The following is a 25106-nucleotide window of genomic DNA, read 5'->3' as shown; positions in this document are numbered from 1 at the left end:
GGGCCGTGGGCGAAGGGGCTAGAGGGCTCGGTGCGGGACCGATGTGTTCCATTGTAACCTCGCGGCCGCCAAGGTCACATGCGCAGACCCTCGTCAACGGCCATCGCTGCGCCTACTATGCCCGCTGTGTTGCGCAGTTCCGCCGCCACAATCGGCGTTTCGATCGTCACCATCGGCAGCCATATGTCCGCTTTCGAGCTGATGCCGCCGCCGATGACGAACAGGTCCGGCGAGAAGATCCGTTCGTAGTGTGTGAGCACGCGTGAGAACTTCCGTGCCCATTTCGACAGCGACCAGCCCTTGTCCTCCCGGACCTTCGCCGATGCACGATGCTCGGCGATCTTGCCGCCGACCTCGAGATGCCCGAACTCGGTGTTCGGGACGAGTCCGCCGTTGTGGAACAGTGCCGATCCGATCCCGGTGCCGATCGTCAGCAGGATCACAGTTCCCGACTCGTCGATCGGACCGAGCGTGTCCCGCCCGATTCCGAAACGCAATTCGGCGAGACCTGCCGCGTCGGCGTCGTTGAGGCCGACCACCGTGCGACCGCCCAGATGAGAGCCGAACAGCGGTTGGAGCTCAACACCCTCCCACGTGGGGTCGATGTTGGCGGCCGACCGCACGACACCGTCGCGCACGATCCCGGGCACGGTGATCCCGACCGGGCCCGTCCACCCGAAGTGGTCGGTGATCTCGGCGCAAGTGCGGGCGACGGCGTCCGGGGTGGCCGGCTGCGGGGTCGCGATGCGGTGACGTTCGCCGACGAACGAACCGGTCCGGAGATCGACGATCGCGCCCTTGATGCCGGACCCGCCGACGTCGATGCCGAAGCCGAGGTGAGGGGAGGGGGAGTGACTGCCGTCCGCTCCGAGGTACGTGACGCGTGCTCCACCGGACGCTGCATCGTTCATATCGACGAGAGTAGTGCGTGGAGTCGGGCGTCGCCGCGCGCCGTAGACTCGGATTCGTGACCCGGTCAGCATCTTCGGCGGCAGTCGATGCCGCCGACCTCGCAGTCGTAGCCCGTTCCGTAGCCGAGACCGCCGCCGCACACGTCCGTTCGCGGCGCGCCGAACTGTTCGCACCGACCGGGACGGCGCCGGGAAACGACGCCGTGACATCGAAGTCGACTCCGACCGACCCGGTCACCGTCGCCGACACCGAGACCGAAGCGCTCGTCCGCGACCTCCTGCGAGTCCGCCGACCCGGCGACGCGGTGTTGGGCGAGGAGGCCGGTGGTGCACTCAGCGTCCCCGACGGGGTCCGGTGGGTGGTCGACCCGATCGACGGTACCGTCAACTTCCTCTACGGGATCCCCGCATACGCGGTCTCGGTGGCCGCCCAGATCGGCGGGGAGTCGGTCGCAGGGGCCGTCGTCGACGTGGCGCGTGGGATCACGTACTGGGCATGGCGCGACGGCGGTGCGTACTCGTGCCCGGGAACGGCGCAGGCGCCGGAAGGCGAACCGATCCGATTGCGCGCGAATGCGATCGACGACATCGGATTTGCGCTCGTGGCGACGGGCTTCGCCTACGCGGCGGGACGCAGACGAGCCCAGGGCGAGATCGTCGCGCGCATGCTTCCGCGGGTCAGGGATCTCCGTCGTATGGGTGCGGCCGCTCTCGACCTCTGCATGGTCGCGTCCGGCGCCGTCGATGCCCACATCGAGCACGGACTCAGTCCATGGGACTGGGCGGCCGGTGGACTGATCGCGGCCGAGGCGGGAGCGCACGTGGTGCTCCCGGCACCCGACTCCCGGGCGAGCGACGGCGACCCGACGATCGCCATCGCACCCGGCATCGCCGACGACTTCATGGTGATGCTCGCCGAGATCGGCGCCACCGAGCCGCTGCCGGAAGTCTGAGACCGTCTCGACTGCGCTCGACGCGCGGTGATCTCGACGCGCGGTGACTCAGCAGGATTGGCCGTGCACCGCGTCGAGCAGCGACTCGTCGACCGGGGACTGCTTCTGCTTCGGCGACGCGACCCGCAGTGCCTCGATCGCCGACTGTGCGTCCTGCGTGGGCTGGGTGGACGTGTAGTACTCGCCGAGAGCCAGGTCGACGTCGGTGCCCTTTCGCCCGTCGTTCACGAGCTGAGCGCACGGCGAGACCAGCCAGACCGCGGCCGCGGCAGCCTGGCCTGCCGAGCCGAATCGGATCTGGGCGACGCAGTTGAGGTCGCGGTCGGGGTATACGGTGTCGTCGGCGTACGCCGGATCCGCGCCGCGGTAGCCGAGCGAAGCGAGGTCGTCGCTCACCGAACGGGCCGAACCGCGTGCGGCGGCGGAGTTCAACACGCGAACGCCGAAGGTGCTCAGTGCGGCAGGCGCGACACTCCTCATCTCCGAACTGTCGACGACGGTCAAGCCGGCGCCGTCGGCGAGGGTGCAATCGGTCTGCACCGTGTCGTCGCCGCGGCCACTGAAGGCGAACGCCCAGGCCGATACCGCTACGACCGCCAGGACGGCGATCACGATGAGGCCCGGCAACAGATTCCGGCGCATGAAGGGGCGACCCTTCGAGTCGGTCGTGTAACCGGTAGCGATTTTCGAGACCACGTCGCCGTGCACCTTCTTCCGTGAGGTCAGTCGGCACCACTCTAGTTGCGCGGCGATGCCGGTGACTCACCGGCGCGCCGGTGGCGGATCATCAAGATTGTCCTCTGAACGGGTGAATGACGTGGCACTCTTGACACGCCGTGAAGTCTCACCTAGAGTACGGGCGCCCAAGGTCATATGCATGGAGACTTATGGCGGGATGCAAGACCACAAGTCTTCGATCCCGTGATGATCTGCTGGCGACGGGAATAATCTCGGCGGATCCAGCGATGAATGACCGGACACGACAAAACACTCCAGACAATCCAGGCAGGCAGGCAATGGCAACTGACTACGACGCGCCCCGGCGGACCAACGACGACGATCTCGCCGAGGACTCGCTTGAGGAACTGAAGGCGCGCCGAAACGAAGCACAGTCCGGCGACGTCGACGTCGACGAAGGTGACACCGCGGAGTCGTTCGAGCTGCCTGGCGCGGACCTCTCCGGCGAAGAACTGTCGGTGCGCGTGGTCCCCAAGCAGGACGACGAGTTCACCTGCACGAGCTGCTTCCTCGTGTACCACCGCAACCGGCTCGCTGAGCAGAACGGCACCGAGCTGATCTGCGTCGACTGCGCCTGAGCGTCGACAGCATCGTCCAACCGACGCCGTACGGGACCTAGTCCCGTGCGGCGTCTGTCATCTCCAGGGCCTCGAGGATCTTCTCCGGGTGGCGCGTCGACACGAGCCAGTACGGCGTCGGATCGTCCGGGTCGTCCAACACGAGCAGCACCATCGACTTGATCCAGGACCGGTGGATCAGGAATGCGGCCGGGTCGAGCTGGCGGCCCATCGCCGCGCTGCGCTGCGACGGTCCGATGGCCGCACCCCGTGAGATCACCTCGGCGGGCAGGACCGCCTTGTGCGCATGGACGGCGCCGTCCGCGTCGATCCGGATGTGGGTGCGTCCCATCGACCAGATGCCCCATGCAATCAGGGCGCCCAGCAGGGGATAAGCGACCACGCTCCACGACTGCCGGTAGGCGGCGAGCTGGATCTCGTAGCCGAGGACAAGGGTCAACGCCGCGCCGGCGAGCCACCACCACCAGGGTGCGGTGAGCCGTTCGGAGTACCGGTCGGCACGCGAGGGGGCGGTCTTGGAGGATTCCGTCACGCCTCCCAGATTAGTCGTGCTGTCGGCTAGTACTCTGCGGGGGTGACCACGCAGAGCCGAACCACGCAGGGCCGAACGCAGACGTGTCCGCCGTTGCGCATCCGCCGCTTGGACAGTGGACTCCCACTGCCGGTGCGAGCCCATCCCGACGACGCGGGCGTCGACCTCTTCGCCGCGTCGGATCTCGAGCTCGAACCGGGACGCCGAGCCCTGGTCGGGACCGGGATAGCCATCGCGCTCCCCGTCGGCACTGTCGGGCTGATCCACCCCCGGTCGGGTCTGGCCGCTCGCGCGGGTCTGTCGATCGTCAACACGCCGGGCACCATCGACGCCGGGTACCGCGGTGAGATCAAGGTGTGCCTGATCAACCACGATCTGGACGACACCATCGCCATCCGTCGCGGCGACCGGATCGCCCAGTTGCTCGTTCAGCGCGTGGAACTGCCAGAACTCGTCGAGGTCGACGAGCTCGACGACACCGTGCGCGGCGACGGCGGATACGGCTCAAGCGGCGGGCACGCCGCCCTCACCACCAGCACACCGAGCGACGAGGAGACACAGTCATGAGTGGCACCAAGCGGATCGGTGAGGCGGGCGGCCCGTACGACATCGACGACCTCGCGGGCTCACCCGACGAACTCACCAACTCGCACCTCGACCTGGGGTCGGTCCTGATGCCCGTGGTCGAAGGCGGTCAGGTGACCGTCGAGATGTCCGGCGACAATCAGCCGGAAGCCGTGTACCTGGTCACGCCTGTCGGGCGGATCGGCATTCACGCGTTCGCCGCTCCGCGCAGCGGCGGGCTCTGGCGCGAAGTGGTCCGCGAGCTCGCCGAGTCGTTGCGTGCCGAGGGCGCCTCCACGTCGATCGAAGACGGGCATTGGGGCCGAGAGGTCATCGCGCGGGTGCCCGGCGGCCACCACCGCTTCATCGGCGTCGACGGTTCGCGCTGGATGGTCCGCCTCGTCGCCAGCGGCCCCGATGAGGGCGACGAACAGCTCGCTCAGCTCGCGCGGGCGGTGCTGGCCGAGACGGTCGTCCGCCGTGGCAATCAGCCCTTCCCTCCGCGCGACGTGCTGCCGATCGTCCTGCCGCCCGTGCTCGCCGAACAGGTGGCCGCGGCGCAGCAGCAGATGGCCGACGAACAGGGCGACGGGCCGCGATCCGAGCCGTTGTCCGCAGCACCCGCGCCCACGAGTTCTCCCGCCGAGGGCGAGGTCGTCCCCGGAGGCGCAGTCGCTCAGAGCGCCAAGGCGACGGTGTTCACCGAAGACGCTCCGGTTGCCGCCCCGCAGGCGGAGGCCGTCGTCGAGGAGGTGGAGCCGCAGGCGCCCGAAGCCGCCGATCCGCAGCCCGGGTCCCGCGGTTCGGCCCTCTCTCGCCTCCGCGGTCGCCGCAGGCGCTGATCTGTCAGAGGTTCGCTCTGGTCGCCGATGCGGTCCGCCACGCGCGGACGCATGCGGCGCCGAGGAGCGCCTCGTCCGGTCCGAACTCAGTGAGCGGCGTCTCGACGACGGCGCCGCGAGGTGCTGCCGACGCCCAGGCGCGTCCGACGTCGGCGGGATGAAGCGGATCGTCGGGGGCGACGGCGACACCGAGCGGGACGCGCAGCCCTGCGATGTCGTCCAGCGTCGGACAGGTGAACACGGAAGCCGCCCGGAGCTGAGCGACGAGGCCCCGTGGGTGCAGCGACCGCCACGAGCGGGCCAGCTCGGCCCCCAGCCAGTCCGGACTGCCGTCGACCATCGCGGCCACGCTGTGTTCGAGACCGTTGTTCTCGATGGCGTCGGCGGTGATGCGCGCCGACAGAGACGCCAGTGAGTCGCCCGGCGCACCCGACCACGGCGGGAGCGCGGCGAGCACGCCGTCGCAACGGTCAACGTGTGCCGGATCGCTCGCCCATGCCACCGCGATCGCCGCACCGATCGAGACGCCGCCGACGATCACCCGGTCCGAGCGGGCGGCGATCGCATCAATCCTGGTCAGATAGCTGTCGACGAGGTCCGCCTCGGGCTCGAGGCAGTGCAGTTCGGCTTCGATGGAGGCGGCGTGCGGAGCGAAGACGCGGCGGACGAAGTCGGCGTCCGACCCTGTGCCCGGCATCACGATGACAGTGCGCATACAACGATCTTGCACGGGGAGTAGGGTGAGGGCGCAAACGACTTCGACGGGGTACGCCCGGAGGATGGGAATGACGAACACCGGTCTGCTCAAGCGGCTGAGCAAGATGCTCACCGAGGACCTCGAGAACATCGAGGACGAGCGAGTACAACGTGAGTGTCGGGAGGCCAGTGCACAGCACGCCACCGGCGCTCAGCCCGCCCGCGAATGCACCCGCGGCGCCCAAGCGGTCATGATCGGCGAGCTCCGCTCGGTCGAGACGTGTTCGCGCAACTCCCATACGGGAGTGCGCGCCGAGTTCTTCGACGGCACCGACACCGTGATCCTCAAGTGGATGGGCCGCAATCGCATCCCGGGCATCGAGCCGGGGCGGCGCATCACCGTCCGAGGCCGGGTGGCGAACGCCGACGGCATGAAGGTCGTCTACAACCCCGAGTACGAACTTCACTCGACAGACGAGTGAGAGCGCGTCTGCCCTGCAGACGCGCCCTGTGCCACTACCCGCGGTTCACGCGGACAGCAGGCTCGCTCCGGCGACGATCAGCGCGACCACCTTGATCGCTTCGAGGCCCACGTACCAGAGGTGCGCGCGACTCCGGGTCTCCGAGATGTCATCGGGCGCCGCGAGCGCCGCATCCGACCGCCGGGTCAACGCTGGACGTACCGCGATCAGTTGACACGCGAGCGCGGCAATCGCCACGCCGCCCGCGATGACCGCGCCCCGCGTCCACCCGTCACCGAGCAGCACGACGACAACCAGCACGATCGACCACACGACCTCGACGGCGTTCAGTGCGCGGAACACGAGTCGGCCGATGCCGAGTCCGAGCGGAATCGTGATCCCGGGCGCGCGAAACTTCAACGGCGCCTCGATGAACGAGATCGCGAGCACCATGCCCAGCCATACGAACGTCGCCGCGGTCGCGAGTGCGTGACCGACTGTCACCGAACGCCGCCGAAGGTCTCGAAGTGGATCCGGTCGGCGGGCACGTCGCGATCGACAAGAGCGTCGCGGACCGCACTCATGAAGCCCGTCGGCCCGCACACGAGCGCGGTCGCCGCGGGGTCGACCGGGATGTCGGCCAGGTCGATGAGACCGATGCGCGTCGTCGGTTCTGCACTGACCCCGTGCTCGTACCACTGGTACAGGGTCCCGCCCGGTAGCTGGGCCACGAGTTCGCCGAGTTCGCCGCGATGCGGCTGACGAGCGCGCGAGCGGTCGGCGTGCATCACCTGTACTGGCCGGGTGTCCCCGGTCCTGACCAGATGATGCAGGATGCCGATCATCGGTGTGCACCCGATGCCTGCCGACGCGAGGAGCAGCGGGCCGTCGTCGTCGGGGAGGGTCAGATCACCGAATGGAGTGCTGACGGACAGGTCGTCGCCGGCGAAGCTGTGTTCGTGCAGCCACGACGACACTTCGCCGTCGAGTTTCACGCTGAATCGCCACGTCGGCTCCCCGGCCGCTCCCGTCAGGCTGTACTGGCGGATCTGGTGCGCGCCGTCGGCCAGCGGAACTTGAACCGACACGTACTGTCCCGGCACGAAGCCGGGGAGCGCTGTGCCGTCGCTCGCGGCCACGGTGAACGAGACGGCGTCCGGGGACACCTGGTCGCGTTCGGTGACGCGCACGGTGCGCCAGACCTGACCGGGGGCGACGCCTGCCGCGGAGTACAGTTCGCCCTCACGACCGATCAGGACGTGGGCCATCTCCCAGTACAGTTCGTCCCACGCCGCGGCGACCTCGGGGGTGACCGCCTCGCCGAGGATCTCGACGATCGCCGCGAACAGGTGCTCGTGGACGATCGGATACTGGTCGGCGACGACGCCAAGTGATGCGTGCTTGTGCGCGATCCGCTCGATGATCGTGCGCTGGAGCTCCAGATCCGGCTCGCATTGCAGTCGGGCGAACGCCGCGATCGACCCGGCCAGGACCATCGGCTGGGAACCGTTCTTCTGATTTGTTCGATTGAACAGGTCCGACAGCAGCTCGGGATGGGCGTCGAACATGCGTCGGTAGAAGTTCTCGGTGATTGCGCCGAGGGCGCCCTCCACTGCAGGCAGTGTCGCCTCGAGCATGGTGCGGCTGTCATCGGAGATCATGTCTCTCAGTACTCCTCGCTTGTCGATCCGCCGAGGCGGAGGCGACTCGGGGCCGCCTGAATCGATCTGAGCACGAGGATGCGCAAGGGCACTACGGATCGTGGTGCAGGTCGCATGACCTGCGGCGATGTCGTGACAATCGGTCCTATGCCAGTGGGACGAAGGTCCCTACTACGGAAGGTAGTAGTTCGCGGTCACACCGGGAGCTGCATCACGCGATGCAACTCCGCCTCGGACTCCTCCGGAGCGACGAAGACGAGTTCGTCACCGCCCTCGAGTGAGTCGTCGGGCTGCGGGACGATCACGCGCTTGCCGCGAATGATCGCGACGAGCGCGACGTCGTGAGGAAGATGCAGACGCCGGACCGCTTTACCCGCGAGGGGAGTGTCGTCGGGCAGCGTCAACTCGACGAGGTTCGCCTGTCCCTGACGGAAGGTCATCAGTCGGACGAGGTCGCCGACAGACACGGCCTCTTCGACGAGCGAGGCGAGCATTCGTGGGGTCGACACGGCGACGTCGACGCCCCAGTCGTCGTTGAACAGCCACTCGTTCCGCGGATCGTTCACGCGGGCGACCACACGGTTCACCGCGAACTCGGTGGTGGCCAGCAGACTCACGACGAGATTGGCCTTGTCGTCGCCCGTCGCCGCGACCATGACGTCGAAGGTCTGCAGCTGAGTTCGCTCGAGGTCGTCGAGCTCGCACGCGTCGGCGTGCACCCAGACGGCGCCCGCTACAGCCTCCCTGTCGATATGCGACGGGTCCTTCTCGAACAGCGTCACATCGTGCTCGTTGAGCAGCAGTTCCCGGGCGATGGCTCGACCGACTGCGCCGGCTCCGGCGATGGCGACCTTCACAGTTTCTACTCCCCGAACTCGGAGGCCGCGACGGCCCGCGCGTTGTCGACGTTCGCGGCGGGTGTCGCCACGTACAGCTCGTCGTCCTGCTGAATGACGGTCCGCGGTTCCGGAAGCACCGGGCGTCCCAGACGATGCAGGAACGCGATCCGGGCGCCCGTCTGCTCTTGGAACTTCTGGCAGTCCACGCCCACCCACGACTCGTGGAACGGCAGGACGATCATCGCGAGCGATCCGGACGGATCGTTCCACACGGATGTCTCCGCTGTCTCGCCGAGCGCGGAGACGAAGCGTTCAGTCGTCCACGGCACCGTGGCGACGGTTGGGATCCCGAGACGTTCGTAGACGGCAGCGCGTTTCGCGTCGTAGATGCGGGCGACGACGCGGTTCACGCCGAACGTCTCGCGCGCCACCCGGGCGGAGATGATGTTGGAGTTGTCGCCGGACGAGACGGCGGCGAACGCGTCCGCCTCGGCGATGCCCGCTTCGGCGAGCACATCGCGGTCGAAACCGACACCGAGCACCGTACGTCCGCGGAAGTCGTCGCCCAGGCGACGGAACGCCGATGCATTCCGGTCGATGACGACAACCTCGTGTCCACGCCCCGACATGGCGACTGCCAGGGCAGATCCGACTCGGCCGCAGCCCATGATGATCACACGCACGATGGGAGACGTTACTTCTCGCAGCGCGAATTCGCACCCCGGTGGTACGCGCGGAGGGGACGGCTTAGTGTTGCTGAGTGTCCACGATGTCGAAGGTGTCTGTCGGCGCCAAGCGCCTGCTCCTGGGTCGCCCGTTTCGGAGCGACCGCCTGGGGCACACTCTGCTGCCCAAGCGAATCGCACTTCCGGTGTTCGCGTCCGACGCCATGTCGTCGGTCGCGTACGCGCCGCAGGAGATCTTCCTGGTCCTCTCCGTGGCAGGTCTGAGCGCAATCGCACTCGCCCCCTGGGTGGGCGTCGCGGTCGCGGTGGTCATGGTCGTCGTGGTGGCCAGCTACCGCCAGAATGTGCACGCGTACCCGTCCGGCGGCGGCGACTACGAGGTCGCGACAGTCAATCTGGGACCGAACGCGGGCCTGACGGTTGCTGCGGCATTGCTCGTCGACTACGTCCTGACTGTCGCCGTCTCGATCACCTCGGCGGCGGAGAACATCGGCTCGGCGATCCCGTTCGTCCACGAACACAAGGTTCTGTTCTGTGTCATGGCGATCGCACTGATCGCCGCTGTGAACCTGCGCGGCATCAAGGAGTCGGGCGCAGTTCTGGCGATCCCGACGTACGCGTTCATCTTCGGTGTCGCCGCGATGCTCATCTGGGGATTCGTCAAGATCTTCGTGCTGGGCGACACCGTCAACGCTGAGACCAGCAAATACGACATCGTGCCGGAACAAGATCACTTGATGGGGCTGGCGATGGTGTTCCTCGTCGCCCGAGCCTTCTCATCCGGCTGTGCCGCGCTGACCGGTGTGGAGGCCATCAGCAACGGTGTTCCCGCATTCCAGAAGCCGAAGTCGCGCAATGCCGCCACCACGCTCCTGATGCTCGGAGCCTTCTCGATCCTGTTGTTGCTCGGCATCGTCATGCTCGCCCAGGAGATCGGTGCGAAGTACGTGCTCGACCCGGTCAAAGACCTGGCCGGGGTCCCGGAGGGATATCAGCAGAAGTCGATCATCGCGCAGATCGCCGAAGCGGTGTTCTCGGGCTTCCCGCCCGGCTTCTACGCGATCGCCGTCGTCACCGCACTCATCTTGATGCTGGCCGCGAACACCGCCTTCAACGGCTTCCCGGTCCTCGGTTCGGTGCTGGCTCAGGACCGGTTCCTGCCCCGTCAGCTGCACACTCGCGGCGACCGACTCGCGTTCTCGAACGGCATCGTGTTCCTCGCCATCGCCGCGGTCGGGTTCGTCGTGGCTTTCGGCGCCGAAGTGACGTCGTTGATTCAGCTCTACATCGTCGGTGTCTTCGTGTCGTTCACGCTCAGCCAGACGGGCATGGTCCGGCACTGGACCCGGCACCTGAAGACCGAGACCGACCCCGACGCCCGTCGTCGCATGATCCGGTCCAGGATCATCAACGCGATCGGCATGCTCATGACCGGAACCGTGCTCGTGGTCGTGCTGATCACCAAGTTCACCGCGGGCGCCTGGATGGCGATTCTCGCGATGGTCCTGCTGTTCATCTTGATGAAACTCATCCACCGCCACTACTCGTCGGTGCAGCGTGAGCTCGACGAGGCCGTCGAAGGCGACGACGAAGTGCTGCCGAGCCGAACGCACTCGATCGTGCTCGTCTCGACGCTGCACCTGCCGACGCGGCGTGCACTTCGCTACGCCCGTGCGACACGCCCCGACGTCCTCGAGGCGTTGACCGTGAACGTCGACGACCGCGAGACCCGCAAACTCGTATCGGAGTGGGAGGACAGCGACGTCACGATTCCGCTCAAGGTGGTCGCGTCGCCGTACCGCGAGGTGACGCGGCCGATCATCAGTTACGTTCGACGCATCCGCCGAGAGTCTCCGCGCGACGTCATCACCGTGTTCATCCCCGAGTACGTCGTCGGCCACTGGTGGGAGCAGATCCTGCACAACCAGTCCGCGCTGCGCATCAAGACTCGCCTGCTGTTCGAGCCGGGTGTCATGGTGACGTCGGTCCCGTGGCAGCTGTCGTCCTCGGAGGAGCGCGGCAAACGCATGCAGACCCGCTACATCGCGCCGGGCGACGTGCGTCGCGGCTTCACCTCGGAGGAGAAGACTCGGTGACCGAGCTTGAACTGGACGTCACCGGCTACGCGAACGGCGGCTCCGGAATCGCGCGCCACAACGGCCGCGTGGTGTTCGTGGCCGGTGCGCTGCCGGGGGAGCGGGTACGGGTGAACGTCACCGACGATTCGCGCGCCTCGTACGCCAAGGCTTCGGTTGTGGACGTCCTCGATGCGAGTCCGCACCGCGTGGCACCGCTCTGCCGGGCCGCCGCGGCCGGAGCCGGCTGCTGTGACCTGTCGTTCGTCGACCCCGCGTACGCGCGGGAACTCGGCGCAGACGCGCTGGGCGACGTGCTGCGCCGGATCGGCGGATTCGGAATCGATGCGACTGAGCCACCGACTGTTGAGCCGCTCGGCGACGTTCCGACGGGCTGGCGGGTCCGCACGCGGTTGGCAGTCGGGGCGGACGGTGTTGTCGGCCTTCGTGGTCGGCGATCGTCCGATCTGGTGACGACGCCGTGCGCGGGACCGGTCGCCGGCCTTCTGGACGGTCTCGACGGATTGGGCGGCGCGGCCGGCACCGAACTGGTCCTCGCGTCCGACAGCGACGGTGTCCGTCACATCGCCGAGCTGTCCGCGCCCGTCGACCGACGCGGCCGGAGCGGGCGAGGCGGGGACCGGCGTGGTCGTGCCCAGCGGAGTCGTTCGGCGCACAGCGCACCGCGGTCCGTCCGTACTGTTCAGGGCGACACGCACGCGGTGCAGACCATCGGTGAGCGCTCGTGGACTGTTCCGGTCACCGGCTTCTGGCAGGCGCATCACAACGCGCCTGCCGCGTACACCCGTGCCGCGTTGGAACTGATCAAGGGAATCGGGCTGTCCGGGGACGTTCACGTGTGGGACCTCTACGGCGGTGTCGGAGTGTTCAGTGCGTCACTGCTCGACGGAGCGTCCGACTTCAGCGTGCGCGGCGTCGACCTGGTCGACACCGATCCGGGCGCGCTCGCAGCCGCTGAACGAACGCTGGCGACCGATCCCGTCGAGATCCATCGCGGTGCGGTCGCCGACGTGGTCTCGAGCCTGCGTGCACCAGACCTGGTGATCTCCGATCCGCCCCGGTCAGGCGCCGGTGCGGACGTCGTCGACGCCGTCGTCGCCGCCGAACCCGGCGTCGTGGTGCACGTCGGATGCGATGCGGCGGCGTTCGCCCGCGATCTCGGAAGGTTCGCCACACACGGATACAGCGTGCGCGAATGGCGTGCGTTCGACGCGTTCCCGATGACGCACCATGTGGAGGGCATCGCCGTTCTCACGCGCTGACGGCGTTCCGTAGACTGGTTCGAACGCACCGTCCGTGACCGCGGACAGTGCATGACGAAGGTGAGGAGACGCTCGATGGGTGTGCTGGATCGAGTCGATTCGCCTGCGGACGTGCGGGCGCTGTCGCCTGCCGACCTCGAGAAGCTGGCGACGGAGATCCGTGCGTTCCTCATCGAGAAGGTCGCCGCGACTGGCGGTCACCTGGGACCCAATCTCGGCGTCGTCGAATTGACGCTCGCGATCCACCGGGTGTTCGAGTCGCCGACAGATCCGATCCTGTTCGACACCGGCCACCAGTGTTACGTCCACAAGATCGTGACCGGCCGCAAGGGGAAGTTCGACACCCTTCGCCAGCGTGACGGTCTGACCGGGTACCAGGACCGTGCCGAGAGCCCGCACGACTGGATCGAGTCGTCACACGCCTCTGCCGCGCTGTCGAACGCGGACGGGCTGTCGAAGGCGTTTGAGCTCACCGACCAGGACCGCACCGTCGTCGCCGTCGTCGGCGACGGGGCCCTCACCGGCGGCATGTGCTGGGAGGCGCTCAACAACATCGCCGACGGCCACCGTCCCGTCGTGATCGTCGTCAACGACAACGGACGCTCGTACGCCCCGACGATCGGCGGCCTCGCCAAGAACCTGTCCGCACTGCGCCTGCAGCCGGGCTACGAACGCTTTCTCACCGGCGGCCGCCGTGCGCTTCGCGGTCTTCCCGTGGTCGGGGACGCGACCTACGCGGTCCTGCACGGGATGAAGAGCGGCGTCAAAGACCTCGTGTCGCCTCAGGCCATGTTCGCCGACCTCGGCCTCAAGTACGTCGGCCCCGTCGACGGTCACGACCTCCAGGAGATGGAGGGCGCGCTGCGTCGTGCGAAGGCGTTCGGCGGACCGGTGATCGTGCATGCCGTGACCCGCAAGGGGAACGGCTACGCGCCCGCCGAGAACGACGAGGCCGAGCAGATGCACGCGACCGCCAAGATGGACCCCGCGACCGGCAAAGCCACGTCGGTGCCGCCGCAGGACTGGACTTCGGTGTTCTCGTCGGCGCTCGTGAAGGAGGGCGCGCGTCGCCCCGAGATCGTCGCGATCACGGCCGCGATGCCCGGGCCCACCGGTCTCGCGGCCTTCGGCGAGAAGTTTCCCGAGCGCATGTTCGACGTCGGCATCGCCGAGCAGCACGGCATGGCGTCGGCCGCAGGCCTGGCCCTGGGCGGCATGCATCCGGTGTTGGCGATCTACGCCACCTTCCTCAACCGAGCCTTCGATCAGTTGTTGATGGATGTCGCGCTGCTCAAGCTCCCCATGACTCTGGTTCTCGACCGCGCGGGCATCACCGGTCCGGACGGTCCGAGTCACCACGGCATGTGGGATCTGTCGCTGATGTCGTTGGTCCCAGGACTCAAGGTGGCCGCGCCCCGCGACGCGATCAGGGTCCGCGAGGAGCTCTCGGAGGCTCTCGACACGGCTGACGGCCCGACGGCGGTCCGCTACTCGAAGGGCGCCGTCCCCGCCGACATTCCCGCCCTCGCACGTCTCGACGACGGTGTCGACGTCCTCGCCGGCGACCGTGACGGCGGCGCCGACGTGCTGATCGTCGGAGTCGGAGCGTTCGCGCAGCTGGCGCTCGACACAGCCGCCGGACTGACTGAACACGGTGTGACCGCGACGGTCGTCGACCCACGATGGGTTCTTCCGGTGCCCGCGTCGATCACCGATCTGGCGCGGAGTCACCGACTGGTGGTGACGTTGGAGGACAGCGGCGTTCAGGGCGGGGTAGGTTCTGCCGTCACCCGTGCGGTGGCAGAGGCCGGTGTCGGCACACCGGTGATCCAGCGTGGAGTCCCGCAGGAGTTCATCCTGCACTCCACGCGGGAACAGATCCTCGCCGACATCGGCCTCACCGCAGCCGACCTCGTCGAGTCGATCGCGAAGGCGCTCACCGGCGCACCGCTGGCCTGACGCTCAGGGCAAGGCGGCGTCGATCAACTCGGCGGTGAGCTCGATCTGCCACGGGCGTGCACCGAGCTCGGCGAGCCGCTGCGCGACGGTGCTGTCTGCACGGACTCCTTCCCAGCACAGGTCCCGGATCACATTCGGCGACAGCAGATTCTCGGTTGGAATCCCGATCGACTCCGACAGCTCCTTCACAGCCGGCCGGACGGCCTTCGCGCGGGCTGCGGCCACCGGGTGTTTCGGCTCCCAGCGGTTGATCGGGGGGACGCCGGTCTGCGGAGCCCGCTTGGACGGGAGCTGCTTGTCGGACAGTTCCTGGGCGCGGCGTACGGCCCGCATCCAGATGTCGGCCTGGCGTCGCTGTCGAGGGCCGGAGAACACCGGGAGTGACGTGAGTTCGGCGGTGTTCCGTGGCGCCGACTTCGCGGCGTTGACGATCGCGGCGTCGGGTAGGACTCGGCTGGGAGCGACGTCGCGGCGGCGCGCGACCTCTTCGCGTTCGGTCCACAACTCACGGACGACGGCGTACTCCCGAGTTGTCTTGAGTGTGTTCAGATTCGACGTCCTGCGCCACCGGTCGGGCTTCGGTTCGGGTGCCGGGCGGGCGAGCACGGCGGCGAACTCCTGCGCGGCCCACGTCTCGCGGCCTGCCTCACGCAGTGCCGCCGACACCGCGTCGCGGAGTTCCACGAGCACTTCGACGTCGAGCGCGGCGTAATTGAGCCAATCGTCGGGGAGCGGCCGCTGTGACCAGTCGGCTGCGCCGTGACCTTTCGCCAGTCCCAGATGAAGGAAGCCCGCGACCATCGCTGCGAGGTTCACCTTGGGGACGTTCAGAAGGCGACCGGCGAGTTCTGTGTCGAAGACGCTCTCGCACACAAAACCGAGTTCACGCAGACAAGGGAGATCCTGGTCGGCGGCGTGCAGGATCCATTGCGGGCCGGTCAGCACGTCGATCACCGGGGTGAGAGCGTCGGGGTGATCGATCGGGTCGAGGAGGAAGCTTCCGGACCCGGTTCGGCGCAACTGGATCAGATACGCGCGCTGTGAGTAGCGGAAGCCGCTGGCGCGCTCGGTGTCGACGGCGATCGGCCCGGTGCCTGCCGCGAGCCGGGCAGCGGCGGCGGAGAACTCCTCGGGAGTGGTCAGAACGTCGGGCACTCCGTCACGAGGTCGTGTCAGCGGAGTGACCGACTCGTCCGGCTCGATCCCGTTGGCGCTCACTAGAGCGAGCCGAGCGCCGAGACGCCGGACGGTGGCAGACCGGCAACGGACGCCAGCACGTCACAGAACGCTTCGAGGTGGACGGACAGGTCGACACCCGTGGCGGTCCACGATGCGCGCAGTTCGAGCTGGTGCGACTGCGGAGGCCCCGCGATGTCGCCGTAGCGGACAGACGTGGTCGCTGTGACGGTGCCGCCGAGCGCACGGACCGGCGGGACGTCGCTTCCGAAGGCCGGAGTCGACTCGGTCTCGCCGTCACTGACGCCGAGCGCCTCCGACAGCCAACTCCACGTCACCTGGGGGAGCAGAGGGTCGGCTGCGAGTGCCGCCTCGACCTCGGCCTGGATGAATGCGACGAGGCGGAATGTCCCGTTCCACGCCTCCTGGCCGTCCGGGTCGTACAAGAGCACAAGACGTCCGAACGAGCTGCCCGCCGAATCGGCGGGGATCATCGCAGAGTCGGTGACGTCGGGTTGGCGCACTTCCACGCCGAGCGCATAGCTGTACGGTGCAAGACGCTGCGGGGGACGGATGGATCCGACTTCGATCTCCGGGCGCACGTTCGCGGCATGCAGCGACTGCACTGCGTCGCGGAACTCGGCAGGCTCCGTCGGAGCTCCAGAAGTGGTCACGGGCGTCACAGTAGGCCGCGACTCGCCCGTGATCACGGAGGCGCGCCGGAAAGGCGGGGTGTGACCTGCTCTGTCCGCCCGGTGATGGCACAGTGAAGGCATGACTTCCCTGCGTGCCCGCCGATCCCCGACTCAGATGCCGCTGATCGCGGCCGCGACCGGCGGTACGCCGTCACGGCGTCCGGTGTGGTTCATGCGCCAGGCCGGACGGTCCTTGCCGGAGTACCGGGCGATCCGGGTGGACCGCGGAATGCTCGAATCGTGCTTCGACCCCGAACTGGTCTGCGAGATCACCATGCAGCCGGTTCGCCGTCACGACACCGACGCGGCGATCCTGTTCTCCGACATCGTCGTCCCGTTGAAGGCGGCCGGTGTCGACTTGGACATCGTGCCGGGGACCGGGCCGGTGATCGCCTCGCCGATTCGCACGGCCGCCGATGTGGCCGGCCTGCCCCGACTGGAACCGGAAGCGGTCGGTGCTGTCACCGCCGCGATCGGACTCCTGATCGACGAACTCCCGCCGACGGTCTCGCTCATCGGTTTCGCCGGTGCGCCGTTCACATTGGCGTCGTACCTGATCGAGGGCGGTCCGAGCAGGACCTACGAGCACACTAAGGCGATGATGCTCGGCGATCCCGAGTTGTGGCATGCGCTGATGGGCCGTCTCACGGATCTGACGATCGCGTTCTTGCGCGCCCAGATCAACGCGGGCGTCGATGCGGTCCAACTGTTCGACTCCTGGGCCGGCACCCTCTCCGAGGCGGCGTACGAGGCGTTCGTCGCACCGCACTCTATGCGTGTGATGGCCGAGATCGAACAGTACGGCGTCCCGCGCATCCACTTCGGCGTCGGCACCGGTGAACTACTCGGTGCGATGACCCGGATCGGCACCGACGTGATCGGTGTCGACTGGCGCACCCCGTTGGACGTCGCCGCCGAACGCGTTGGACGCTCGGTCGCGATCCAGGGCAACCTCGATCCGACGGCGCTCCTCGCGGGCCGCGACGTGGTGCGCGGTGAGCTCGTGAGGATCATCGCCGAGGGCGAGCGTGCCATCGCCGCCGGGACACCGGGTCACATCGTGAATCTCGGTCACGGCGTGCTGCCGAACACCGAGGCCGACGCGGTGACACACGCCGTCGAGCTCATCCACACCCTGTAGATCTGATGTCGACGGACGTGCGAGTCGCCGTCGTCGGTGCCGGGGTGTCCGGACTGACTGCGGCCTACGACCTGCGCCGCCGCCTCGGCGACGACGCGCGTATCGATGTGTTCTGCGCGGAGTCGGAGCCGGGGGGACTCCTCGCGACTCGCCCGCTCGGGCCGGCCACGCTCGACGTTGGAGCCGAGGCGTTCATCGTCCGCCGGCCCGAAGCGGTCGAGTTGGTGGCCGAACTCGGTCTTGCCGATGACGTCGTCTCGCCGGGGCCGATGCGCCCGGCGATCTGGTCCGGCGACCGACTTCACGCATTGCCGTCGCCTGCACTGATGGGCATACCGGCGTCGGCCGACGTCGTACGAGGACTCCTCGACACCGACCACGTCGGGTTCGTCGAGTCGGAGCCGAGCAGGCCGTTCGCGTGGACTCCGGGCGCGGACGTGAGTGTCGGTCACCTGGTGGCTGAGCGGTTCGGCGAGCAGGTTGTCGCGCGGAGTGTCGATCCGATGCTCGGCGGTGTCTACTCGGCCCGATCGCGAGACCTCGGGCTCCGGGAAGCGATTCCGGCGCTCGCCGCAGAACTGGACAACGGCGCCCCGTCGTTGACGGCTGCGGTCGCAGCAGTCATCGCCCGTGGCACCGGTACCGGGCCGGTGTTCGGTGCGCTTCGCGGCGGCTACCGGACGCTCGTCGACGCATTGATCCTCGCGGCCCGCGGCGACGTGACCACGAATGTCGCCGTCCCACGGGTGGTCCGCGTCGGGGAACGCTACCGACTCGACGGAGTCGGCGACTACAACGCCGTTGTCGTCGCCACGCCTGTCTGGACCGCAGGAGAACTCCTCGCTGACGTGGCACCGGTTTCTGCCGCGGCCTTCGCAGGAGTCAGAGCGGCAGGCTCGGCGGTGGTCGGCTTCGCCGTCGACGCCGAGTCGCCGTTGCCCGAGAACTCCGGTGTGCTCGTGGCGTCCGATGCGGATCTGTCGATCAAGGCCATCACGTTGAGCAGCCGCAAATGGCCTCACCTGGCCCCGCAGCCGGGCGGCGTCTCCGTGCTGAGGGCGTCGTTCGGACGGCTCGGCGAACCGGTGACCGGGAGCGACTCCGACCTCGTCGAACGGGCGACGGCAGACCTCCAGACGGTGTTCGGTGCGACCGGGCTGCCTGCGCCCACCGTGGTGGACGCAGCTGTGCAGCGCTGGCCGGGGGGTCTGCCCCATTACGGCCCGGGTCACCTCTCGGCGATGGCGGACGCCGTCGCGTCACTGCCGGATGGTGTCGCGGTTGCCGGGTCTGGGTATCGAGGAGTCGGAGTGCCCGCATGCATCGGCACTGGTCGTGCCGCGGCGGCCCGTGTGGTCGATCACCTGCGCGCCGACCGCTGACGTCGCGGTGGCACGATGGGTGCATGAGTCGCTTGGATTATGCAGAGATCAACTCCACCATCCGATACCTGATGTTCTCGGTGTTCACCGTCCGCGCCGGGGAACTCCCCACCGATCGCACGGAAGCGGCCGCTGACTTCGAACGATTCCTTTCCGAGGTCGCCGAGACGGGTGTTGTGGTCCGCGGCGTGTACGACGTCGCCGGAATGCGCGGCGACTCCGACTTCATGTTCTGGTGGCATGCCGAGACCATCGAGCAGTTGCAGGCCGCCTACTCGACGTTCCGTCGCACGACGATCCTCGGGCGTGCGAGCGACCCGTTCTGGAGCGGTGCCGCACTGCATCGCCCGGCCGAGTTCAACAAGAGTCACATCCCCGCCTTCATGGCGGGGGAGGACCCCGGAAACTACGTGTGCGTGTACCCGTTCGTCCGGTCGTTCGAGTGGTACCTGCTGCCCGATCAGGAGCGTCGCACGATGCTTGCCGATCACGGCAAGGCGGCCCGCGATTACAAGGACGTCCGAGCCAACACCGTTCCCGCCTTCGCTCTCGGCGACTACGAGTGGATCCTCGCGTTCGAAGCGCCCGAACTCGACCGCATCGTCGACCTGATGCGCGATCTGCGTGCCACCGAGGCCCGCATGCACGTCCGCGTCGAGATCCCGTTCTTCACCGGCCCGCGCGTGGAGCCCGCGAAGCTCGTCAACGCACTGCCGTAGCAGAGCAGCACGTCACGACGCTTCGACTCGCTTCGCTCGCTCAACGGGCAGTATGAGCCCCCTGCTCCTTGAGCGAGCGGGCGTCCCACTGCTCCCTGAGCGAGCGGAGCGAGTCGAAAGGCCTCACGCCTTGTCGAGCCGAAGGCTGATCGAGTTGATGCAGTAACGCAGGTCTGTCGGGGTGTCGTAGCCCTCGCCTGCGAAGACGTGGCCGAGGTGACTGTGGCAGTTGGCGCACAGCACCTCGGTCCGTCGCATTCCGAGGGAGTCGTCGTGACGTTCGATGATCGCCTCGCCCGCGAGCGGGGAGAAGAACGACGGCCAGCCGCAGTGCGAGTCGAACTTCGTCTCGCTGCGGAACAGCTCGGCACCGCACGCACGGCACGAGTACACGCCGACGTCTTTGGTGTCGGTGTACTCACCGACGAACGGCGCCTCGGTGCCTGCTTGGCGGAGCACCCGGAACTCGGCGGCGTTGAGCCGTTCCCGCCAGTCGGCGTCGGTGAGCTTGGTGAAGTCGGTCTGGGCGTCGTCGGTCATGGCCACCAGGGTAGCGGCGTCCGGCCCTGCGCGTCGTCAGGCGGTGACGGGCGGCTTCGACGGTGAGACGCTGTCGATGCCGAGGACGTCGGCGCGACGCATGTCCAGGTACCGGAACAGCAGTGAGGAGAACACCGCGATCATCAGGAGCGACCAGCCCCACGTGACCTTGCCGTACTCGAGGTAGCGCCCGAACGGCTCCCATTCCTTCGACACCCAGACGTCGAAGGTCATGCAGCCGTACACGCCGAGCCACGCGGGCCAGTTCCGAACCGCCGAGCCCGGCCGGAGCACGGTCATGAGCATCGGGAACAGCAGCATCGAGTAGTAGCCCTGGCCGAGCGAGCTGACGAGGAAGAACGTGCCCAGCAGGATGCCCGACGACGTCGTCAGCCAGAGGAGCTCGTCGCTCCGACGGTAATAGCGGTACAGGAACCAGAGGCCGAAGACGGCCATCGCAACGAATGCGATGCGCAGCAGGAGGGTCAGCCAGTCGCCCATTCCGAAGTACTGGCCCATGCCGGTGATCGAACTGTTGTAGTAGTCGCGGGATTCCCCGAGGTAGGGCACTGTCCGCTTGACGAAGTCCATCGGATCGTTCGAGAGCGGCCACGCGGCGGCGTTCAACAGGAGCGGGATGCCGACGGCCGTGATGAGGATCTTCCACTGTCGATTCATCAGGACGAGCAGCAGCAGGACGCCCAGGATCGGCTTCACCGACAGTGTGAGGCCGATGAAAACGCCTGCCCAGAGATCCTGTCGTTTGAGCATGAGAATCAGGAACGCCACCATGCCGAGCAGCACGAACCCGTTGAAGTTGGTGAAGATCAGCGTGTGGGCGACGGTTTCGGTGCTGTAGAAGAAGAACACGACGGCGGGGAATACCCACGAGCGGTGGTCCAGGCCGAACAGCCTGCACAGCAGGTAGGCACATCCGATGAGGACGACCGCACTGACACCGATGAACGTCCACCGTGCGGTGTCCGGGTCGAGGATCGCCAGTGGCGACATCAACAGGGTGCCCGACGGCGGGTACAGGTAGTGCGGGTCGACTGTCGCGTAGTTCTCGTTGTAGACCGGCCGCTGGTTCAGGAACGCGAGGGCTGCGTTGTACACCGGCGTGAAGTCGTCGGTGCGGTGCCCGTTGACGCCGAGGATCAGCGAACGGTGGATCACCATCAGCAGACTGATCGGCCACAGGATCAGGTTCCCGATGCGCGACGGATCGACGCGCGGATACAGGTAACGGTCTACAACAGTCACCCGCGAAGCGTACTAGATGACCGTTGTCACGCCGGGCAGGAGCGTTCTGTCGGCCCGGTGAGCGGGGCGTCGCCCATGTAGTCGCGGACCACGTCGGCGGCGCACGTGCTGTGCGCCAGTACCGAGAAGCCGAGGCCGTCCCATCCGACGGCCGTCGGGTTGGTCTTCGTCGGAGCGAGGGTCTGGGCCAGGGTGTCGACGACGGTCGAGCCGTTGAACGGGTCGTTGGCGCCGACGAGGATCAGGGGATCGACAGGAAGTCGGTCCGGTGCGATCGGCGCGTCGGTGCTGCCCCAGCCGTCGCACGAAGCGAGGCTCAGCGCTGCGGTCGGCGCTGTCATCGGCGCATCGGCGGACCAGTCTTTGGCCAGTCCGGGCAGTTCTTGCAGTCCGGGTCTGCCGCGCAGGTCGTTGCACACCCCGACGAGTCGTCCGTCGGTGCCGCGTACCGCGGTGGCCGCCTTCACATATGCCTTCAGGGCGGCGACGTCGCCGCGGTCGGCGTCGGCGATCGCCGAACCGAGCTTGCGGAGTCCGGACTGCGACATGTCGCCGATCGCGATCGCCGTGCTGACCGCGTCGATCACCTCGGAGTCGGAGACGCCGCCCAGATCACCCGCCGCGCCCGCGTCGACGACACGGTTCAGCATCGCCGCGCCGTCGGCGCCGAGTGCACACCCGGCGCCCGCGCAGCGCTGCGCGAATGTGGTCAGGGACTTCTGCACTCCCCGCGCCCGGGCGGCGGTCGCCTCTCGTGCCGGGGTGGCGTACCCGGTGGGCGAGTCGAGGATCAGTCGGCCGACCTGGTCGTGGTGGGCTGCGGCGTAGCTCAGCGCCACCGACGATCCGGCTCCGACGCCGACGAGAGCAATGCGGTCGACGTCCCATCGGCTGCGCAACGCTTCGATGTCCGACGCTGCCGCGGTGATCGAGTAGTTCAGCTGGTCGGGGCTCAACGTGTCCGAGCAGAGGTCTGCCGCCGCCCGTGCTGCGGTACCGACGGCGGTGGCTCGGGCCGCGACGTCACGTCCGGGGCCTGCCGCCGACGTCGACAGGACGTCGCGCTGCGCCGACGTCAGACAGTCGACGGTGGCGCCGAGCCCGGTGCCGCGGAAGTCGACGGCGACCACCGGCTGGCGGTCGAGCACGATCTTCCCTTCGCCGTCAGCCAGCGCCAACAGCGTCCGTGAGCTGGGCAGGTCTGTTCCGCTGGTGAGGACCAGTGGCGGTGCGTCGCGCGGTGTGGCCTTGGTCGTCGCCTTCATGGCGCCGATGGAGACCGTGTCGCCCGAAGAGTCGTCCGGATTCACCGGCACTTCGTACTTTGCGCATTGAACGATCACGCCGTCCGGAACTGTGAGGTCGTACGCCTTCGAGATCGACGAGTCGCATGACCGCCAGTTCAGATCATTCTTGGGCGCTGACAGTTCAGGCTGAACAGGCTTCGCGTTCTGAGCGTCGTCGGGCTGGTCGCCGCGCACGATGTTCGGCCCGGTGTCCGGGCCCACGGAACAGCCCGCCGTGATCGCGCCGACCGTGGCGAGTGCGGTGGCCGTGACGAGGGCGGCGGTCAGTCGTGCGCGGAGGGTCGACGGCATAGTCGCGAGCCTAGTCGGCGCGTGAGCGTCGCGACCACAAGGAGTAGAGGTACCCGTCGTCATCGCCGAACTGGCGGACCAGACTCATCGGGTAGGGGAGCCGGTCCGGCAGCGGCAGGTCCTGGTCGGGGAGCGGCAGGGTCGCGCCGTGGGCGATGCGGGGAGCGTCGCCGAGCCCGAGCGTGGGGCTCGTCGTGAGGATCAGCTCGTCGACGGCGCCGGCGGCGACGAACGAGGCGAAGAGTCGAGGGCCGCCCTCGAGGTCGATCCGGCGGAGTCCACGCGTGCCGAGTTCATCGAGAAGGCGACGGGGATCGAGGTCGACGTCGCCGCAGTCGATGAGCGTCGCGCCGGCGTCGATCAGCCTGCGGCGGCGGTCGGCGGGTGCCGACGTGCACGTGGCGATCAGTACGCGGGGATGCGTCACCGGGAGGTAGTCGACGGGGATGTCGAGCGAGCGTGACGCCAGGACCATGACGGGGGCGTTGTCGTCCGCCGGGGCCTTGTAGTTCTCGATCACCGCTGTCCGTGCACCGACGACCACCGTGTCCGACAGCGTCCGCATGAGCAAGAAGACGTGGCGGTCGCCGTCGCCGCCGAGAACGCCGGACCGGCCGTCGACGGTCGCCGCTCCATCGATCGTCGAGACGAAGGTGGCGCGCACTACGGGCCCCGCGGAGGTGGGGTAGGCAAGCAGCTCCGCTAGCTCCGACGCTGTGAGATCAGTCGCTTTCTGCATGAGGAACATGAGTCCATCATGGCCTGCCTGGATACCCTTACCGAATGTTGGCACGACTGAGTGACCGGAACCCGGTCTTGGCTCCCGATCAACTCGTCGGCGAAATGGTTCCGCCGCGGATGTTCGACGACGTCAGTTTCGACTCGTACATCCCCGATCCGAACGAACCGAGCCAGGCTGCCGCGGTGGCGGCCGCCCGCGATTTCGTGGCGCGTGCGTCGAAGGTCCGGGCAGGGGCTAAGAAGAAGGGCCTGTTCCGCAAGGCCTCGACGCCGCAGGGCATCGGCCTGTACCTCGACGGCGGGTTCGGCGTCGGCAAGACGCACCTCCTCGCGTCGGTGTACCACTCAATGCCGGGGCCGAAGGCGTTCGCGACGTTCGGTGAGGTCACCAACGTGGTCGGTGCGCTCGGCTACATCGATGCTCTGGAGCGGCTCGCCGACCACAGTGTGCTGTGCATCGACGAGTTCGAGCTCGACGATCCGGGCGACACGATGGTCGTCTCCCGCCTGCTGACCGAACTCGTGGCGCGCGGCGTCTCGATCGTCGCGACGTCGAACACGCTACCGGGCCAGCTCGGTGAGGGCCGGTTCGCCGCGCAGGACTTTCTCCGCGAGATCCAGAAGCTCTCGGCGATCTTCGAGACGATCCGCGTCGACGGCCCCGACTACCGCCACCGCGATCTGCCGCCGGCCCCGGAACCCGCCACGGACGCCGAGCTCGAAGAGCACGCCGCGTCCGTCGAGGGCTCGACGCTCGACACGTTCGACGACCTCGTCGCCCATCTGGCGAAGCTGCACCCCTCGAAGTACAAGTCCCTGGTCGACGGTGTGAACCTCGTCTGCATCGAGGGGCTCCGTCCGGCTGCTGATCAGGCAGTCGCACTGCGAATCGTCGCCTTCGCTGACCGCCTGTACGACGCCGAGATCCCGGTCAGCGTCTCCGGCGTCAAGCTCGACGAGGTCTTCACCCCGGAGATGGTCGCAGGCGGGTATCGCAAGAAGTACCTCCGCGCGACGTCACGCCTCCTCGCTCTCTCCCGCTTCGCGGAGGCAGACGCCTGACGGCGGTCGCT

At 67.8% G+C, this 25106-nt stretch carries 26 protein-coding genes; 12 read left to right on the top strand and 14 right to left on the bottom strand.

The features are described 5' to 3' along the window. Nucleotides 1-74 precede the first annotated feature (74 nt). Nucleotides 75-911 carry a polyphosphate--glucose phosphotransferase gene (ppgK, locus tag WFK36_RS09785; RefSeq protein WP_008379211.1) on the bottom strand — a complete coding sequence of 279 codons (837 nt, stop codon included), beginning with the start codon at nt 909-911 and terminating at the stop codon, nt 75-77. A 56-nt stretch (nt 912-967) separates the two neighbouring features. Here ppgK and WFK36_RS09780 point away from each other — a divergent pair, with 56 nt between their 5' ends. Beyond that, complete coding sequence (locus WFK36_RS09780) at nt 968-1864, top strand: inositol monophosphatase family protein (protein WP_336791491.1); 897 nt, start codon at nt 968-970, stop codon at nt 1862-1864. Nucleotides 1865-1912: 48 nt separating this feature from the next. On the opposite strand, the gene cei is transcribed toward WFK36_RS09780, so the two are convergent. Continuing rightward, nucleotides 1913-2560, bottom strand: a complete 648-nt coding sequence (gene cei / locus WFK36_RS09775) for an envelope integrity protein Cei (RefSeq protein WP_336791490.1) — start codon at nt 2558-2560, stop codon at nt 1913-1915. Between the two features lie 320 nt (nt 2561-2880). Here cei and WFK36_RS09770 point away from each other — a divergent pair, with 320 nt between their 5' ends. Then, nucleotides 2881-3180 (top strand): DUF4193 domain-containing protein, encoded by a 300-nt coding sequence (locus WFK36_RS09770; RefSeq protein WP_205331674.1) that lies wholly within the window; start codon nt 2881-2883, stop codon nt 3178-3180. A 37-nt stretch (nt 3181-3217) separates the two neighbouring features. Here WFK36_RS09770 and WFK36_RS09765 read toward each other — a convergent pair whose 3' ends face one another. Next, entirely contained in the window at nt 3218-3712 is a 495-nt protein-coding gene (locus WFK36_RS09765) for a DUF3093 domain-containing protein (protein ID WP_008379203.1), read from the bottom strand. A 42-nt stretch (nt 3713-3754) separates the two neighbouring features. Between WFK36_RS09765 and dut the strand changes: the two genes are divergently transcribed. Both dut and WFK36_RS09755 read left to right on the top strand, forming a co-directional pair. Beyond that, the gene (gene dut, locus WFK36_RS09760; RefSeq protein ID WP_336791489.1) at nt 3755-4279 is read left to right on the top strand and encodes a dUTP diphosphatase; all 525 of its coding nucleotides are present in this window, start codon (nt 3755-3757) and stop codon (nt 4277-4279) included. Beyond that, nucleotides 4276-5118: a DUF3710 domain-containing protein gene (locus tag WFK36_RS09755; protein ID WP_336791488.1), complete on the top strand. Its 843-nt coding sequence runs from the start codon at nt 4276-4278 to the stop codon at nt 5116-5118. The genes dut and WFK36_RS09755 overlap by 4 nt, the downstream gene beginning before the upstream one ends. 4 nt (nt 5119-5122) lie before the next feature. On the opposite strand, the gene WFK36_RS09750 is transcribed toward WFK36_RS09755, so the two are convergent. Next, nucleotides 5123-5833, bottom strand: coding sequence for an alpha/beta hydrolase (locus tag WFK36_RS09750; protein WP_336791487.1), 711 nt, complete (start codon nt 5831-5833; stop codon nt 5123-5125). Nucleotides 5834-5903: 70 nt separating this feature from the next. Here WFK36_RS09750 and WFK36_RS09745 point away from each other — a divergent pair, with 70 nt between their 5' ends. Next, nucleotides 5904-6296 (top strand): OB-fold nucleic acid binding domain-containing protein, encoded by a 393-nt coding sequence (locus tag WFK36_RS09745; RefSeq protein WP_336791486.1) that lies wholly within the window; start codon nt 5904-5906, stop codon nt 6294-6296. Nucleotides 6297-6341: 45 nt separating this feature from the next. On the opposite strand, the gene WFK36_RS09740 is transcribed toward WFK36_RS09745, so the two are convergent. The 4 genes from WFK36_RS09740 to WFK36_RS09725 all read right to left on the bottom strand — a co-directional run bounded on the left by WFK36_RS09740 (nt 6342) and on the right by WFK36_RS09725 (nt 9458). Then, nucleotides 6342-6779 (bottom strand): hypothetical protein, encoded by a 438-nt coding sequence (locus WFK36_RS09740; RefSeq protein ID WP_336791485.1) that lies wholly within the window; start codon nt 6777-6779, stop codon nt 6342-6344. Continuing rightward, the gene (locus WFK36_RS09735) at nt 6776-7936 is read right to left on the bottom strand and encodes a globin domain-containing protein (protein WP_336791484.1); all 1161 of its coding nucleotides are present in this window, start codon (nt 7934-7936) and stop codon (nt 6776-6778) included. Before WFK36_RS09735 ends, WFK36_RS09740 begins: the two co-directional genes overlap by 4 nt. Before the next feature lie 194 nt (nt 7937-8130). After that, complete coding sequence (locus WFK36_RS09730; RefSeq protein ID WP_008379189.1) at nt 8131-8793, bottom strand: potassium channel family protein; 663 nt, start codon at nt 8791-8793, stop codon at nt 8131-8133. Nucleotides 8794-8798: 5 nt separating this feature from the next. Continuing rightward, nucleotides 8799-9458, bottom strand: coding sequence for a potassium channel family protein (locus WFK36_RS09725; protein ID WP_008379187.1), 660 nt, complete (start codon nt 9456-9458; stop codon nt 8799-8801). Between the two features lie 77 nt (nt 9459-9535). Here WFK36_RS09725 and WFK36_RS09720 point away from each other — a divergent pair, with 77 nt between their 5' ends. The 3 genes from WFK36_RS09720 to dxs all read left to right on the top strand — a co-directional run bounded on the left by WFK36_RS09720 (nt 9536) and on the right by dxs (nt 14778). Further along, nucleotides 9536-11557: an APC family permease gene (locus WFK36_RS09720; protein ID WP_336791483.1), complete on the top strand. Its 2022-nt coding sequence runs from the start codon at nt 9536-9538 to the stop codon at nt 11555-11557. Next, the gene (locus WFK36_RS09715; RefSeq protein WP_336791482.1) at nt 11554-12819 is read left to right on the top strand and encodes a class I SAM-dependent RNA methyltransferase; all 1266 of its coding nucleotides are present in this window, start codon (nt 11554-11556) and stop codon (nt 12817-12819) included. The genes WFK36_RS09720 and WFK36_RS09715 overlap by 4 nt, the downstream gene beginning before the upstream one ends. A 75-nt stretch (nt 12820-12894) precedes the next feature. Further along, nucleotides 12895-14778 (top strand): 1-deoxy-D-xylulose-5-phosphate synthase, encoded by a 1884-nt coding sequence (dxs, locus tag WFK36_RS09710; protein WP_336791481.1) that lies wholly within the window; start codon nt 12895-12897, stop codon nt 14776-14778. 3 nt (nt 14779-14781) lie between these two features. Here the strand turns inward: dxs and WFK36_RS09705 are convergent, their stop codons facing one another. Next, a complete protein-coding gene (locus WFK36_RS09705) occupies nt 14782-15996 on the bottom strand; it encodes a ribonuclease D (RefSeq protein WP_336791480.1) in 1215 nt (404 codons plus the stop codon). Continuing rightward, the gene (locus WFK36_RS09700) at nt 15996-16628 is read right to left on the bottom strand and encodes a DUF3000 domain-containing protein (RefSeq protein ID WP_008379177.1); all 633 of its coding nucleotides are present in this window, start codon (nt 16626-16628) and stop codon (nt 15996-15998) included. Before WFK36_RS09700 ends, WFK36_RS09705 begins: the two co-directional genes overlap by 1 nt. A gap of 136 nt (nt 16629-16764) precedes the next feature. Between WFK36_RS09700 and hemE the strand changes: the two genes are divergently transcribed. The 3 genes from hemE to hemQ are packed head-to-tail and all read left to right on the top strand — an operon-like array spanning nt 16765 to nt 19891. Continuing rightward, the gene (gene hemE / locus WFK36_RS09695) at nt 16765-17790 is read left to right on the top strand and encodes a uroporphyrinogen decarboxylase (RefSeq protein ID WP_008379176.1); all 1026 of its coding nucleotides are present in this window, start codon (nt 16765-16767) and stop codon (nt 17788-17790) included. A gap of 5 nt (nt 17791-17795) precedes the next feature. Continuing rightward, the gene (hemG, locus tag WFK36_RS09690) at nt 17796-19172 is read left to right on the top strand and encodes a protoporphyrinogen oxidase (protein ID WP_336791479.1); all 1377 of its coding nucleotides are present in this window, start codon (nt 17796-17798) and stop codon (nt 19170-19172) included. A gap of 23 nt (nt 19173-19195) precedes the next feature. Next, nucleotides 19196-19891, top strand: coding sequence for a hydrogen peroxide-dependent heme synthase (gene hemQ / locus WFK36_RS09685; RefSeq protein ID WP_008379172.1), 696 nt, complete (start codon nt 19196-19198; stop codon nt 19889-19891). Nucleotides 19892-20014: 123 nt separating this feature from the next. Here the strand turns inward: hemQ and msrB are convergent, their stop codons facing one another. Genes msrB through WFK36_RS09665 form a run of 4 tightly spaced genes read right to left on the bottom strand, consistent with a single transcriptional unit; the run spans nt 20015 to nt 24040 of the window. Further along, nucleotides 20015-20431, bottom strand: a complete 417-nt coding sequence (gene msrB, locus WFK36_RS09680; protein ID WP_205331692.1) for a peptide-methionine (R)-S-oxide reductase MsrB — start codon at nt 20429-20431, stop codon at nt 20015-20017. Nucleotides 20432-20467: 36 nt separating this feature from the next. Continuing rightward, entirely contained in the window at nt 20468-21694 is a 1227-nt protein-coding gene (locus WFK36_RS09675; RefSeq protein WP_336791478.1) for a glycosyltransferase family 87 protein, read from the bottom strand. Nucleotides 21695-21720: 26 nt separating this feature from the next. Next, complete coding sequence (locus WFK36_RS09670) at nt 21721-23292, bottom strand: alpha/beta fold hydrolase (protein ID WP_336791477.1); 1572 nt, start codon at nt 23290-23292, stop codon at nt 21721-21723. A gap of 10 nt (nt 23293-23302) precedes the next feature. Next, on the bottom strand, nt 23303-24040 hold the full coding sequence (locus WFK36_RS09665) for a dihydrofolate reductase family protein (RefSeq protein WP_336791476.1): 738 nt from the start codon (nt 24038-24040) through the stop codon (nt 23303-23305). Nucleotides 24041-24075: 35 nt separating this feature from the next. Here WFK36_RS09665 and zapE point away from each other — a divergent pair, with 35 nt between their 5' ends. After that, the gene (zapE, locus tag WFK36_RS09660) at nt 24076-25095 is read left to right on the top strand and encodes a cell division protein ZapE (RefSeq protein ID WP_008379163.1); all 1020 of its coding nucleotides are present in this window, start codon (nt 24076-24078) and stop codon (nt 25093-25095) included. Nucleotides 25096-25106 lie beyond the last annotated feature (11 nt).

Origin of the sequence: Gordonia malaquae, from assembly GCF_037148075.1 — a bacterium.
GTDB lineage: Bacteria > Actinomycetota > Actinomycetes > Mycobacteriales > Mycobacteriaceae > Gordonia > Gordonia malaquae.
The sequence above is the reverse complement of the archived record's forward strand: the minus strand, read 5'-3'. Positions and strand labels throughout refer to the sequence as shown.

Coding starts and splice junctions, on each gene's coding strand:
- ppgK (WP_008379211.1), bottom strand. CDS start 911: ATGAACGATGCAGCGTCCGGTGGAGCACGCGTCACGTACCTCGGAGCG.
- WFK36_RS09770 (WP_205331674.1), top strand. CDS start 2,881: ATGGCAACTGACTACGACGCGCCCCGGCGGACCAACGACGACGATCTC.
- WFK36_RS09755 (WP_336791488.1), top strand. CDS start 4,276: ATGAGTGGCACCAAGCGGATCGGTGAGGCGGGCGGCCCGTACGACATC.
- WFK36_RS09750 (WP_336791487.1), bottom strand. CDS start 5,833: ATGCGCACTGTCATCGTGATGCCGGGCACAGGGTCGGACGCCGACTTC.
- WFK36_RS09745 (WP_336791486.1), top strand. CDS start 5,904: ATGACGAACACCGGTCTGCTCAAGCGGCTGAGCAAGATGCTCACCGAG.
- WFK36_RS09735 (WP_336791484.1), bottom strand. CDS start 7,936: ATGATCTCCGATGACAGCCGCACCATGCTCGAGGCGACACTGCCTGCA.
- dxs (WP_336791481.1), top strand. CDS start 12,895: ATGGGTGTGCTGGATCGAGTCGATTCGCCTGCGGACGTGCGGGCGCTG.
- hemE (WP_008379176.1), top strand. CDS start 16,765: ATGCCGCTGATCGCGGCCGCGACCGGCGGTACGCCGTCACGGCGTCCG.
- hemG (WP_336791479.1), top strand. CDS start 17,796: ATGTCGACGGACGTGCGAGTCGCCGTCGTCGGTGCCGGGGTGTCCGGA.
- hemQ (WP_008379172.1), top strand. CDS start 19,196: ATGAGTCGCTTGGATTATGCAGAGATCAACTCCACCATCCGATACCTG.
- msrB (WP_205331692.1), bottom strand. CDS start 20,431: ATGACCGACGACGCCCAGACCGACTTCACCAAGCTCACCGACGCCGAC.
- WFK36_RS09670 (WP_336791477.1), bottom strand. CDS start 23,292: ATGCCGTCGACCCTCCGCGCACGACTGACCGCCGCCCTCGTCACGGCC.
- WFK36_RS09665 (WP_336791476.1), bottom strand. CDS start 24,040: ATGTTCCTCATGCAGAAAGCGACTGATCTCACAGCGTCGGAGCTAGCG.
- zapE (WP_008379163.1), top strand. CDS start 24,076: ATGTTGGCACGACTGAGTGACCGGAACCCGGTCTTGGCTCCCGATCAA.